This window comes from Bombilactobacillus mellifer (genome assembly GCF_000970795.1).
GTDB lineage: Bacteria > Bacillota > Bacilli > Lactobacillales > Lactobacillaceae > Bombilactobacillus > Bombilactobacillus mellifer.
Window position 1 is genome coordinate 103,113 of sequence record NZ_KQ034028.1, and the last position, 13,622, is coordinate 116,734.

Annotated in this window: 14 protein-coding genes; 12 read left to right on the forward strand and 2 right to left on the reverse strand. The window is 41.4% G+C overall.

The genetic code is table 11. The features are described from left to right. The first annotated feature begins 3 nt into the window (after positions 1-3). From JG30_RS00450 to rhaD, 12 genes are all read left to right on the forward strand, one after another. Positions 4-273 carry a cupredoxin domain-containing protein gene (locus JG30_RS00450; RefSeq protein ID WP_376856426.1) on the forward strand — a complete coding sequence of 90 codons (270 nt, stop codon included), beginning with the start codon at positions 4-6 and terminating at the stop codon, positions 271-273. Beyond that, positions 270-2,189: a copper-translocating P-type ATPase gene (locus tag JG30_RS00455; protein WP_046315224.1), complete on the forward strand. Its 1,920-nt coding sequence runs from the start codon at positions 270-272 to the stop codon at positions 2,187-2,189. The genes JG30_RS00450 and JG30_RS00455 overlap by 4 nt, the downstream gene beginning before the upstream one ends. Positions 2,190-2,784: 595 nt before the next feature. Continuing rightward, positions 2,785-3,591, forward strand: coding sequence for an SDR family oxidoreductase (locus JG30_RS00460; RefSeq protein ID WP_046315226.1), 807 nt, complete (start codon positions 2,785-2,787; stop codon positions 3,589-3,591). A 15-nt stretch (positions 3,592-3,606) separates the two neighbouring features. After that, entirely contained in the window at positions 3,607-5,460 is a 1,854-nt protein-coding gene (locus JG30_RS00465) for a BglG family transcription antiterminator (protein ID WP_046315228.1), read from the forward strand. Continuing rightward, positions 5,461-5,976, forward strand: a complete 516-nt coding sequence (locus JG30_RS00470; RefSeq protein WP_046315230.1) for a transcriptional regulator GutM — start codon at positions 5,461-5,463, stop codon at positions 5,974-5,976. Beyond that, positions 5,973-6,527, forward strand: a complete 555-nt coding sequence (srlA, locus tag JG30_RS00475) for a PTS glucitol/sorbitol transporter subunit IIC (RefSeq protein WP_046315232.1) — start codon at positions 5,973-5,975, stop codon at positions 6,525-6,527. Before JG30_RS00470 ends, srlA begins: the two co-directional genes overlap by 4 nt. Positions 6,528-6,542: 15 nt before the next feature. Then, on the forward strand, positions 6,543-7,586 hold the full coding sequence (gene srlE / locus JG30_RS00480) for a PTS glucitol/sorbitol transporter subunit IIB (RefSeq protein WP_046315233.1): 1,044 nt from the start codon (positions 6,543-6,545) through the stop codon (positions 7,584-7,586). Positions 7,587-7,605: 19 nt separating this feature from the next. Continuing rightward, positions 7,606-7,986: a PTS glucitol/sorbitol transporter subunit IIA gene (locus tag JG30_RS00485; RefSeq protein WP_046315235.1), complete on the forward strand. Its 381-nt coding sequence runs from the start codon at positions 7,606-7,608 to the stop codon at positions 7,984-7,986. 15 nt (positions 7,987-8,001) lie between these two features. After that, positions 8,002-8,685, forward strand: a complete 684-nt coding sequence (locus JG30_RS00490; RefSeq protein ID WP_046315237.1) for a fructose-6-phosphate aldolase — start codon at positions 8,002-8,004, stop codon at positions 8,683-8,685. Between the two features lie 403 nt (positions 8,686-9,088). Beyond that, positions 9,089-9,856 (forward strand): DeoR/GlpR family DNA-binding transcription regulator, encoded by a 768-nt coding sequence (locus JG30_RS00495; RefSeq protein WP_046315240.1) that lies wholly within the window; start codon positions 9,089-9,091, stop codon positions 9,854-9,856. Between the two features lie 247 nt (positions 9,857-10,103). Beyond that, on the forward strand, positions 10,104-10,910 hold the full coding sequence (locus tag JG30_RS00500) for an SDR family oxidoreductase (RefSeq protein ID WP_046315241.1): 807 nt from the start codon (positions 10,104-10,106) through the stop codon (positions 10,908-10,910). 477 nt (positions 10,911-11,387) lie between these two features. Next, positions 11,388-12,206, forward strand: coding sequence for a rhamnulose-1-phosphate aldolase (rhaD, locus tag JG30_RS00505; RefSeq protein ID WP_046315243.1), 819 nt, complete (start codon positions 11,388-11,390; stop codon positions 12,204-12,206). A gap of 215 nt (positions 12,207-12,421) precedes the next feature. Here the strand turns inward: rhaD and JG30_RS00510 are convergent, their stop codons facing one another. After that, positions 12,422-12,937, reverse strand: coding sequence for a YjbQ family protein (locus JG30_RS00510; protein WP_046315246.1), 516 nt, complete (start codon positions 12,935-12,937; stop codon positions 12,422-12,424). 2 nt (positions 12,938-12,939) lie between these two features. Then, positions 12,940-13,617, reverse strand: a complete 678-nt coding sequence (locus tag JG30_RS00515; RefSeq protein ID WP_046315248.1) for a triose-phosphate isomerase — start codon at positions 13,615-13,617, stop codon at positions 12,940-12,942. Positions 13,618-13,622: the final 5 nt, after the last annotated feature.

Consider the following 13,622-nt stretch of genomic DNA (forward strand, 5'->3'; position numbering starts at 1 on the left):
ATGATGGCAATGCAAAAACAAACAATTATCGTCGATGGTCAATATCAACCGGCAGTTGTGAAATTTCAGCAAGGGCAGCCGGCCCAACTAACGTTTGTGCGGACGAGTGATCGAGGCTGTTTACAACAAGTCCAATCGCAAAGTTTGGGTTTTAAATTAGATTTGGCATTGAATGAACCCCAAACAGTCACCATCGCCACAGAGCAAGCGGGAACCTATAACTTTGCTTGTGGTATGGATATGGTTCATGGCAAAGTTGTGATTGAGCCATGAGTTTAAAGTGGCGTTTTGGAGTATCTTTAATATTATCATTACCTATGGTATTGGAGATGGTACTTCATCCATTGATTCATTGGATGTTGCCTGGTGGGAACTGGACGATGTTAGGATTAACCACGATCATTATGATTATTTCTGCTCGACCCTTTGCTCAAAGTGCTTGGGCCGCCTTCAAAAAGCACCATGCCAATATGGATACCTTAGTTGCCGTAGGCACCACTACTGCTTATGTCTATAGTATTTATGCGATGTTGACCCACCAAGCAGTTTTTTTTGAGAGTGCAGCCTTAGTCACCACCTTCGTGTTATTAGGTCAAGTCTTGGAAGAACGGATGCGGTCCCGAGCCTCTACCGCTTTGGAAAAATTAATGGATTTACAGGCACAAACGGCTACCGTCCAACGGGCCGACCAATGGGTAGAATTACCGCTCAATGAAGTTCAAGTAGGCGATCTAATTCAAGTTAAGCCGGGGGCCAAAATTGCAGTCGATGGTAAAGTGCTGACGGGAGAGTCAACGGTGGATGAAGCCATGGTGACGGGAGAAAGCATGCCAGCGCTCAAAAAACCCGGAGATCAAGTAATTGGCGCTACGATCAATACTACCGGAACGTTGACTTTTCAAGCGCAAAAGGTCGGCGATCAAACCATGTTGGCGCAGATTGTGGAATTAGTCCGTAAGGCCCAAAATAGTCATGCTCCGATTCAAAAGCTGACAGATCAAGTATCCAATTTTTTTGTGCCAATAGTCTTAATCATTGCAATCATTACCTATTTGATTTGGTATTTGGGACTCAACGCCAGCAATGCTCAAGCCTTAATTTTTGCCGTTTCGGTGGTAGTTATTGCCTGTCCTTGCGCGCTGGGTTTAGCTACGCCCACGGCTTTAATGGTGGGCACGGGTCTGGGAGCCAAATTAGGCATTCTGATTAAAAATGGCGAAGTTTTAGAAGCTGCCAATGATTTACAAACTGTAGTCTTTGATAAAACCGGAACTATTACCCAAGGACAACCCACGGTCACGGATATTGTGGGGGATACTGTCCAAGTTTTACAAATCGCAGCCAGTTTAGAAAAACTGTCGGAACATCCCTTGGCCCAAGCTATTTTACAAGCCGCACAACAACAGCATTTGTCTTTGGCGGCGGTAACCAATTTTCAAACGCATACTGGTCAAGGCGTTACCGCTGACTTAGCTGGTAGTGCGACCTTTGTTGGCAATCATCGCTTAGCGGCCAATTACTCCATTTCGGATCAATTGCAACAACAAGCGCAAGTTTTGGAAGCAGCGGCTAAAACAGTTATTTTTGTAGGCCAAGAACAACAAGTAATCGGGCTCATTGCAATTCAAGATCAACCTAAGTCCGAGGCTGCGGCAGCTATCTCCGCCTTAAAAAAGCAGGGTTTGCAAACCGTGATGTTGACGGGGGATAATCAAGTAGTAGCCCAAGCGATTGCCCACCAAGTGGGGATTGATCAAGTAATTGCCGGTGTTTTACCGACGACTAAAGCCCAACAAGTCCAGCACTTGCAACAACAAGGCAAGGTAGCTTTTGTCGGAGATGGGATTAATGATGCTCCCGCTTTAAGTGCGGCAGATGTCGGTATTGCCATGGGTTCCGGTACCGATATCGCGATTGAAGCCGGGGGGATTGTTTTAACCAAAAATGACTTGTGGGGAGTACCACAAGCGTTGGCTCTCAGTCGAAAAACTTTCCAACGCATTAAACTCAATTTATTTTGGGCTTTTATTTACAATATCTTAGGGATCCCGATTGCCGCTGGTGTCTTTGCGGGTTTCGGGTGGACTTTGAGCCCCGAATTAGCAGGGCTGGCGATGGCCTTTAGTTCCTTATCCGTGGTCACCAGTTCGGTATTATTAGGACGCACAAAGCTGGAGAAGCTAACTTAAGCACTTATTCCTAAAAAAATAAAATTTGAACTACAAACAACTCCAAGAAGATCTTCTATCGGGGTTGTTTTTTTTGTTTTAAAAACTTAGTCAGAAGATTAATCGGAGATCTTTTTGGCTGTGGGAGCTGGCTGGTTTTCCAATATGGCTCATCCATAAAGATAAATAAAAAGCTCCGGTGTTACTAAAGTTCATCAATCTGGGCAAACGACTACCAGTGGATCTTATGTTGGGCAATTGTAAAACGGGCGATCGTTCAAAGTAAACAACAAGCAGAGGTAAGCTATCTTTGCCATGATGCAGATAGGTTCAGAGCTGAGCATTTCGCAATTATCTCTTCTATAGCAATTCTGACTAGTAATTGTATCAAACTAACTAGTACTGTATGGTAACAATTTTTGTTAGCTTTCGACTACAGTTTTGTTAGAAAACTGGCTTCAGTACTTCTTTAAAAGATAGTTTTGATAATCTTTGATTAAAACTCAAGATAGTGGATTAATTCCATGATTTTCTAAACGACCGGAAAATCATGGAATTAATTTTTGAAAGCGCTACCTCTAAGATGTAACTATAGTCGATTGGAGGAGGATTTAAAATGAGTAATTCGGATTGGTTGGGCCTTACAAATCGTGTTTACATTGTGACGGGAGGCTCCTCGGGAATTGGCGCTGCAATCGTGCAAGAATTATTGAATGATGGAGCTTACGTTTATAATGCTGATCTCCAGGCGGGTGACGAACAAGCCCCACGGTATACCTATGTTCAAACGGATGTCACGGCACCTGCGGATGTAGATAATTTAGTTGCGCAAGTGCAACAAGAACGGGGACGTTTAGATGGATTAGTGAATAATGCGGGTATCAACTTACCGCGATTATTGGTAGATCCCAAAGATCCGCATGGAAAATATGAGTTTAAGGTAGCCGATTTTGAGAAAATGTTTAGTGTCAATGTGAAAAGTGTTTTTTTGATGGCGCAAGCAGTGGGCCGGATTTTGGTAGCTCAAGGGCATGGAGCCATTGTTAATATGTCTTCGGAAGCTGGTTTGGAAGGCTCTGTAGGTCAAAGCGTTTATTCAGCGACTAAAGGGGCGATTAACGGTTTTACACGTTCTTGGGGTAAGGAATTAGGTGAATATAATGTCCGGGTGGTCGGCGTAGCACCAGGGATTATGGAAGCCACCGGTTTGCGAACTTTAAGCTATGAAGAAGCATTAGCCTATACGCGTCATAAAACGGTGGAAGATGTTCGTGCCGGTTATAAGAGTAAGACTACGACGCCGCTGGGTCGCAGTGGCAAATTGAGCGAAGTCGCGGATTTAGTAGCTTATTATTTGTCCGATCGAGCTAGTTATATTACGGGGGTCACCACGAATGTTTCGGGAGGCAAATCTCGCGGGTAAAAAAGGAAGTAGTGCATGGCAGATTTCAATTATGAATTACTAGACGAATTTATTAAACGTGATTCTTTAGATATGATTGCTCTCACTAAACAGTTTAATGTTTCTGCTAAAACGATTTTAAATCGGATTCATAATTTGAATGAGAGTTTAACAGGGATTGCAGAAATCAAGGTGAATAATCAGCGTTATCATTTAAAAGTTTATGATTTTCAAAAATTAACTGATATTCAAACTAATTATCTGAAATCGTCGTTAAATTTAAATAATTTTACGAAACGTAGGGCCATCATTCTTCAACATTTGTTGTTTGCTCAAGATTTTGTGACGCTGGATGATTTAAGTGAAGCCGTTTATGTCAGCAAGGCCACGTTAAATCGGGATATCAAACAAATTAAACGCGAATTACAAGCTTATCAAGCACATATCGTGTCTGCCCCGAATCATGGTATTTGCTTACAAATTAAGACTGATTGGACAGCAGGGTTACTTTTAGCCCACTGGGTTTATGATTATTGCAATTTAATAGATGCTTTTGCGAGTACAGGCACTCGCACGCGTTTTAAACACTTAATGCAGCCCATCGATGCCGCAAGTTATTCCAAAGTGGCCAAAAATGTGAATATTCTCGCCAATTTGATTCCGCGAAAACTACGCTTGGAACATGGTTCTCCCCAGTATCTGGATTTGTTGGATTATGCCAAATTACAGCCGGTAATTCAATATGTTGAACAAATTCTGCATACCCAATTGACGACTGCCGAATTACAGTTTCTATTTTATCCGTTAGCAATTAAGGCAACTAGCGTTTTAGACCCGGTCAAAGTAGAACAAGCGGTTCAGCAATTAAGACCGTTATTTGAGCAAATCACTCAAAAAATTAAAACACAGATGGATGTGTCATTGGATTTTCCCCGATTATTTCAACAAATTAAATATCATTTAATCTTTTTGATTAATCGCGCCTTATTTAAAGTGCAATTAGATGACAGTTTAAATGATGAAATCATGGAAAAATATCCGGTGGCCTTAGAATTGGCCTTGATCACTACCCAGACTATTGAACAAGACTTACAGTTGTCCATTGTGAATTCGGAAAACAGTTATTTAGCCGTATATTATCAAATGGAGTTGAATGCGGCGCCCAATGAACAGCCAGTGAAAACGGTTGCGATTGTGGGACACATTAGTTCCGGTGTGAAAAAATTTATTACGCAACAATTACATGATTTGTTTCAAACAGATATCCAGATTAAATCTTTTACAGATGCAGCTGAATTTCAAGCCAGTACCGAAGATTTTTTAATTGCTTTTTCCGATGTGCCGATTGCTACCAAAGATAAAGCCTTTCCTATTGTCCGGAGTAGTAATATCTTTCGGACAACAGAGCTGGTCGCGAAAGTTCTCGTAGCGCAAGTATATAAAGAGATTCGAGATAATAATTGCTATTTTACCATTAAGGCCATTGCCAGCCAGGATGGCTATTGGCAGGCAACCTATAAAATGATCGAAGAACAGATTGCTATAGGTCAATTAAATGAAGACTTTTTAGATAATTGGCAACAGCGTGAACGGCAGACAAATAATGTTTTTGAAAATGCCATTGCTTTACCGCATGCAATTGATACTTCGAAACACCAACGTATCTTTTTTGAAATCGGCGTCTTTGACCACAGTGTTGATTACAATAACGGACAGGTACGAATTGTTTTTTTAATTGGCATTCCATCGAAGCTGGATCAGGAGTTGCAGCGGACTTTAGCAACTTTATACGACATGATTGCAACGATTTCGCAAAATAAAGAAATGTATCAGAATTTGCTGAATTATGATCCACAGCAATCATTAATGCAGATTACGGAGGGAATTTAAATGCTTCTCATCTTTGGCATTGTTTTAGTATTAGCTTTTCTTTTTCAAGGAATCATGGGCTTTTTTCAAATTAAAAATTTTTCACGTAATTTTAGTGAAGTACGGCAGCAGGGTAAAGTGTTAATTGGCAAAAATCCGAAACACTTTCAGTCGGGCACACTAATGCTCATGGCAATTGATGAGCAGACCGGCCGCATTAAAGAAGCGCGGATTATGAAAGGCGTCACCGTCTTTGCCAAATTTCAGTCTTTGCCACAATTAAATAATCAGAATTTAGCCGTAGTGGCGGCGGATCACCAGTTTTTACAACAGTTTAATCGGTTAGTTCAACAATGTATTTTGAATGCTTATCAAAACTTCATTGACTTCAAAACGGGGACACTGAGTGCCAGTGAATTTGATACGAGTGTCAATGTCTTTACGATGCCTTTGTTTTCGCAGATGCATCTTTGGGGACAACAACTGGTGACGCGGGTGAAAAAGTTATCAAATTTAATAGGAGATGAACATCTATGAAATGGATTAGTGAATTTGCCAAGGCGTTTATGGGCTTGTTTCAAAGTGGTGCCAAAACGTTTATTGGCTGGATGAGTTCCATTGTACCAGTGGTGTTACTATTGTTGGTTTTGATGAATAGTATTATTGCGTTTGTCGGTGAAGAGCGAATGAATCGCTTTGCGCGTTTGGCTTCCCGAAACGTTTTGACGCGCTATCTGTTATTACCTTTTTTGTCAGCTTTTATGTTGGGTAACCCGATGGCCTTTTCGATGGCGCGTTTTTTACCTGAGTTTTATAAACCGAGTTATTACGCAGCGCAAGCCCAATTTTGCCACACCAGCAATGGGGTCTTTCCACATATAAATCCGGCAGAATTATTCGTCTGGATGGGTATTGCGCAAGGTATTGATAAATTAGGGTTGAATAATATGGATTTAGCTATTCGTTACATGTTAGTGGGGATTGTGATGAACTTTATTGGCGGTTGGGTCACCGATTTTACAACGGCCTATGTCTGCAGAACCACCGGTGTGCAATTGTCTAAAGAAGTTTCGGTAGAAGAGAATTAAGGAGGAGGTCTAAACATGAGTACTTGGCATAGTATTGTAATTTCCAAAGGTTCCGGCGGCTGGGGCGGTCCGCTCACGATTACTCCTACAGAAGAAAAACATCAGTTTATTTATGTCACTGGTGGCAGTCGCCCGGACATTGTCGACAAAATTGAACAGTTAACTGGTATGAAAGCAATTGATGGTTTTAAAACTTCAATTCCTGATAATGAAATTGCGTTAGCCATTATTGATTGCGGTGGAACTTTGCGGTGCGGCATTTATCCGAAAAAAGGGATTCCAACGGTGAACATCTTACGGACAGGTAAAAGTGGGCCCTTGGCTAAATATATTACCCCCGAAATCTATGTTTCGGGGGTCACAGAAGATCAAATTCAACTAACAGATGCAACCGCTGCTGCGACCACAACCACCTCGAATACCCCGGAATCTGCCGATGCAGCGTCCACTGCACAAGCCGCTGATCAGGCCGCGGATAATCAAAAATATGATACTAATCAGACCATTACGCAACAAACTAGCAAACAAAGTTTATTAGCTCGTATTGGTTTAGGAGCAGGGAAAGTTATTTCTACTTTTAATCAAGCTGCCAAAGATTCTGTTCAAACGGTCTTAAATACGATTATTCCTTTTATGGCTTTTGTCGCTTTATTGATTGGGATTATCAATGGTTCCGGTTTAGGGACTGCTTTAGCCCATTTGTTAGTACCACTGGCCGGTAATATATGGGGATTGGTTATTTTAGGCTTTATTTGTTCGTTGCCATTTTTGTCACCTATCTTAGGACCCGGAGCCGTTATTGCTCAAGTTATTGGCACACTCATCGGAGTGGAAATCGGCAAGGGGAATATTCCCCCGCAGTACGCCTTGCCGGCATTATTTGCCATCAACACCCAAAATGCCTGTGATTTCATTCCTGTAGGCTTAGGTTTGGAAGAAGCTGAATCCAAAACCGTTGAAGTAGGAGTTCCTTCCGTTTTGTATTCCCGCTTTTTAAACGGTGTTCCGCGAGTATTGGTAGCTTGGCTAGCTAGTTTTGGCTTGTATTCCAATCACTAAAATTAAGGAGATATTGGTCATGGATCGATCTAATGCAAAAATTATTTATGAAACTCAAGTGCAAGATATTGGCGCAGAGGCCAAAGAATTTGCCGAAATCAAAATGTTAATTCTGTTTGGTAATGAAGCCCCAGATGCTTTACGTTCTTCTTGTTATATTATCGCAGTGAACCCGCTACAGGGCACTATCGTTCCGGGAATGATTTTACAGATTGATGATCATGAGTATCAAATTACCGCTGTAGGCAATGAAGTCCAACGCAATTTAGGTAATTTGGGTCATATTGCAATTAGTCTGACAGGAAAACAAACAGCGGAGTTGCCAGGCACATTATATGTTGAAAACGGTAACTATCCTGATATCATTAAAGGTAGTACTTTAAAAATAATTGAAAATTAAGAAAAGGGGTCAAGTATGGAGTTATTATTAGATACGATTCATTTAGCCGATATTCAACGTTATCAAAAAACGATTCAGTTAGCTGGTGTTACCTCTAATCCAACTATTATCAAAAAAGAAGGTCGTGTACCTTTCTTTGATCATTTGCGCAAAATTCGCCAAATTATTGGACCAAAAGCTAGTTTGCATGTACAAGTAGTAGGCGGTCAAACGGCGGAAATGGTGGAAGATGCGCATGAAATTTTACAAAATATTGATTCAGAGGTATTCATTAAAGTTCCAACTAATGAAGCCGGCTTGGCAGCAATGAAAATTTTGAAAGCCGAAGGCGTTCATATCACTGCTACTGCTATTTATACGGAAATGCAAGGTTATTTAGCAATGTCTGTAGGAGCTGATTATTTAGCACCTTATTACAATCGGATGCTGAATATGGGAATTGATGCCAGTCAAATCATTGCCGCTTGGTCCAAAAAAATCGCGCACGAACATTTATCAACGAAGACCTTGGCGGCTAGTTTCCACAATGTGGATCAGATCAACCAAGCTTTACGCAGTGGAGCACAAGCGATTACCACGGGACCGGACATTTTAGATACGGCACTCGCTACGCCGGCCATTGGGGCAGCTATTCAAGACTTCACCCATGATTGGGAAAGTGTTTATGGAGCAGGCTGCCAGATTAAAGATCTCAAATAAAGTTTACCCCGAGGCGTTGTTTTCTTCAGGGAACGTTATTTTTTCAGATTTGGCACCAGCCAGTTGTAGTCAAAAGCAAAGATTAAACTGAATTGCGAACTAAACGTTGCTACTTCGACAAGTAGCAACGTTTTTTATTGTTTAAAAATCACAGAAAGTAAGGGGGGTCATTGTGGAACCTGAGTTGTCAAACGAGATTTGAAGAAGAGCTTGCTTACTCAGGACTTAAGTAACCAGTGATATTGCAATTGTTTGGCTTATTAGCTTAAAAATTACGTATATAAGCGGTACTTGCAATAATTTATATGGCTTTATAAACGATAAAGCCAAAAATAAATTGGCAAAATCTGGTCAATTATGTTATTTTTTAGTTGTTCCAGTGCAAAGAAAGAAGGTCTAGCTTGTGAACACAACCGCTCGTCGGGCAGTGATTGTTAAGTTACTGAAAAAGTATAATTCAGTGAAAACCGTGGAATTATGTAAAACTTTAAACGTGACGCGAGAAACGGTGCGCAGGGATCTGTATTATTTAGAAAAGCAGAACATTGCCCGCACAATTCGAGGAGGGGCTATTTTAAACGTGGCCTTGAATGAAACCAATTACGAACGCCGTTTGCATCACAATGTAAAAATTAAGCAATTGATTGCAGAACAATTCTGCAAATATGTGCATAAGGGAGACACGGTATATTTAGATTACGGCACTACCAGTTTAGCGGTAGCCAAAATTTTACATACCCAATCTGAATTAACTGTGATTACCAACTCGATCCCCATCATTAATGAGCTGTATAAAACCCGCGGGTTGAATTTGATTGTTTTAGGAGGAGCAGTTCGCCAAAATGAAGGCTCATTATATGGTTTAGATGCAATTCAGGCTCTGCGCCATCTCAATATTAATATTGGTTTCTTCTCCGGCAGTGGGATTGATTTAGCTAAGGGTTTGTCCAATCATCACATTGGCGAGTCGCAATTAACCAGACAGGCCTTACAGCAAAGCCAAATTAAAGTTGTCGGTGTGGAACATGAAAAATTCAATAAAGTTTTTACTAATCACATTATGTTAATTCAAGATATTGACATTTTGATTACGGATCAATTAACGGATGCGGCATTGATTAATGCTTTAAACCAGCAGACGCATTTAGATCAAGTCAATATTATGGATTAGAGCAACTGGATGGGAGCCATAGCTAGGGTGTTGTTGAAAACAGCGGCAGTTGATCATTGTAAGAAGGATTGACGCAAAGTTAATGCAGAGCTCAAAGATAGTAATTACCCCAACAGGCTGGACCAAGTGTTTCAGCCAGCAAGCACAGGGTCCGGTTTGTAAAAGTTGTCGAGTGGGCGGGTATTTCTTAGATAGGGTTTTTCCAATGTGAACAATTAAATCAAGTAAAAGGAAGAGAGTGGCAGTCATGACAAATGATAATTGGTTGAATTTAGCAAAGAAAACTTTCATCGTCACAGGTGGTTCTTCAGGTATTGGAGCCGCAATCGTGCAGGAATTATTGGCAGATGGGGCCAATGTAGTCGATGCCGACTTACACGCAGGGACAGTGACCCATGCCAACTTTTTATATGTGCAGACGGATGTCACCCAGGCTCAAGCAGTTCAGGAAGTAGTTACGGCAACACTCCATAAATTTGGTCGGATTGATGGTCTCGTCAATAACGCGGGGATAAATATTCCACGAGTTCTAGTAGATCCGACGAATCCAGCGAGTCCTTATGTAATTGATGAGGCCAATTTCGATAAAATGTTTCAAGTGAATGTTAAAAGTGTGTTTTTAATGTCTTCGGCGATCGCACCGATTCTAGTAAAGCAGGGTCAAGGAGTAATTGTGAATATGTCTTCTGAATCCGGGCTGGAAGGTTCACAAGGAGCAGGGGTTTATTCTGGGACAAAAGGAGCGATCAATGGTTTGACACGGGCTTGGGCCAAAGAATTAGGTCAGTACAATGTGCGCATGATTGGCGTGGCCCCGGGAGTGTTAGAAGAAACGGCTTTGCGCACCCATGACTATGAACAAGCCTTGGCTTATTCACGTCAAGAAACTATCGAAGATTTACAAAAAGGATATGCCAATACGTCAACGATTCCTTTGGGGCGCAGTGGCAAATTGAGTGAAGTGGCGAATTTGGTGGCTTTCTTTCTTTCGGAACGCGCCAGTTACATGACTGGACAAACGGTCAATGTTTCTGGCGGTAAATCCCGAGGTTAAAAATTTTGAGTGTCATTTCTTTTGCTCCAATATAAATCAAGTTGGCGCTTCTTGAACAAATAAAAGTCATTAATCAGCGCTTTGAAAATTTTACGATGGTACAAAATAGGTATGCGCACAGGTAACTGAGGGCCACCATTACGAGTCGCAAGTGTCCAAATAAACTAGATCATCTATTGATTAATCCAATTTGAGAGCTTAACATTGACTTTATAGTGATTATGCTGTCAATGGGCATTAATGCGGATCCTGATCTCCCTGCAAACCAAGTATTGTCAGTAATAATGGAGGCAATGCTAGCAGGGAGTGAATCTTTGACCTTAGCATTGGAATCGATTACAACACTTGCGGCCAAGTGCCACGGTAGATGAGAAATCGTATTGTTATGCGGAGCAAAAATTGACGGTTTAATGACGGATATCTACAAATAATAAGAAGCGTAATCAGGGTTTAATTACACAAGGAGTGAAAAAGATAATGACTAGTTTTGGCAAGTCCCAGTTTGTACAACAGATTTGTAAAGTATCGCAGGCAGCTTATCAACAAGGATGGGATGAACGCAATGGAGGCAATATATCTGTGCGTTTGACTCCAGAAGAAGTGCAAGCCTTTGATGATGTGGCGACTGTTCATCGAGTTATCCCTTTAGGCTTTGCTGTTCCAAGTTTAGCGGGACAATACTTTTTGGTTACGGGGACGGGTAGATATTTTCGTAAACTGATAGATCAACCAAATTTAGATCTAGGTTTAATTCGCATTAGTAAAGATGGTAATCAAGGCGAATTAGTCTGGGGTTATGAAGATGGGGCCGCACCTACTTCGGAATTTCCTAGTCATTTGATGTCTCATGTAGCGCGGTTGAAGTATGATTCCCAGCAACGGGCGGTCATGCACTGTCATCCAACTAATGTGATTGCGCTGTCGTTTACGCAAGATTTAGATGAACGGCATTGGTCGCGTTTGTTATGGAAGATGCAAGCGGAATCGATGATTGTATTTCCCGAGGGCGTGGGAATTATTCCGTATATGACCCCAGGCACAACGGTGATTGGCGAAACCACCGCTGCCAAAATGCAGGACTTTCGGATTGTCATTTGGCCTCACCATGGGATTTTTGGAGTCGGTCAAAGTATTGATGAAGCTTTTGGTTTGATTGAAACTGTCGAAAAAGCAGCGATGATTTATTCCCAAATTGGGGCACAAGGTGGTCATATCAAACAGATGATTACTGATGATCAGTTGCGCGACATAGCCCAGAGTTTTCATGTGACAGCCAATTCCAAATTTTTAGATTAATTACTCATTAAAATGCAAAATGAAAAGACCTGTCAAAATGTCGTTTTGGACAGGTCTTTTTGTAATGATTGCCTCGTATGAAGCTCAGAAGGCTACTGTTTAAAGGGAATAAAAATCCCTCTCCGCTAAATAAATCCGTAAACGACTGTGTTTACGGATTTTTTGACTAAAAAAGGTCTGCTTCTTGTGAATTAAGCCGACCTCTAAGAGTGTTTTTAACCTAAAATAGCGACATGGCAAACGCGATTTCGGGGGCGATTTTGATCCCAGTCGACAAAATAGATGTAGCCGACGGTGCCAATGAGTAACTCGCCGTTTTTAATCGCAAAAGTTTGATTACTACCGAATAAAGAACCCCGAATATGAGCATCACCATTTAACACCGTAGCGGGATCATTAGGATAATTGGGATCTTGTTGGGCTAAGCCTTGCAAAAAAGCCACATGTTTAGGTCCGGGATATCGATAGTTACTATTTTCCGACCATTCCCGTGGAATCATTTTGTCTAACAGTCGATTTAAATCAACTTGTAAGTATTCATCACCATTAAAATCTTTATCATGAACATATTCTTCAAAAAGAACCGAGCAGGTGGTATGGGCGGTTTGGACTAAGCAGATACCATTTTGAATTTTACTGGTTTGAATAATCTTTTTCACATCGTCGGTAATATTTTGATAAGTTATCCGCGCTGCAGTTGGGATCTGCACATCATCTTGATATACTTGCATCACTATTCTCCTTTAAATTGAACTAAGGCTGACATCATTTCCGTAAGTTTGGCTTGCCAATCGGGTGCTTGAATGATGCCGCTAGTCCCACCAGTCCCATCCGCTCCTAATTGCAGAACATGGGTGACATCAGCTCCGGTGCTAACCCCGGCCGCTTGCATAATTAAAATCTGCGGATCTACTTCCCGCACTGCTTGATTGGTTTGTTGAATATAATCATCATTGCTGATGGTCCCGGTACCAATCACACTGGTAGGTTCACAAATCATCATAGTGGGATGTAATTGGGCCACAGCACGGCATTGTTCAGGAGTATCTGCGCAAACAATACTCATTAAATTTAAGGTGCGGGCCCGTTTAATAGTCCAATCCAAAGCCGCGATAGTTAGCGGTTTTTCGGCATGATTTAACACTACTGCGCCGACACCTTGGCTTTGTAAACCCTCTGGTAACACCTGCCCCATTCCACGTCCGGGTTCAAGGGGATCCATAGTTTGGGCGGTAATAATGAGGTGCTGTGTAGCTTGTTTGAGAGCTGGTAAATCAATCAATTGACCAGTAAATAGACAATCAATGTGATACTGTTGGGCCAGTCGATCAGCAATTTGAGCTAATTTGACTACCTCGGCACCATACAGATAAGATTTTGGATTAACAATAAAAAAAGGAGCTTTAATCATGGGTA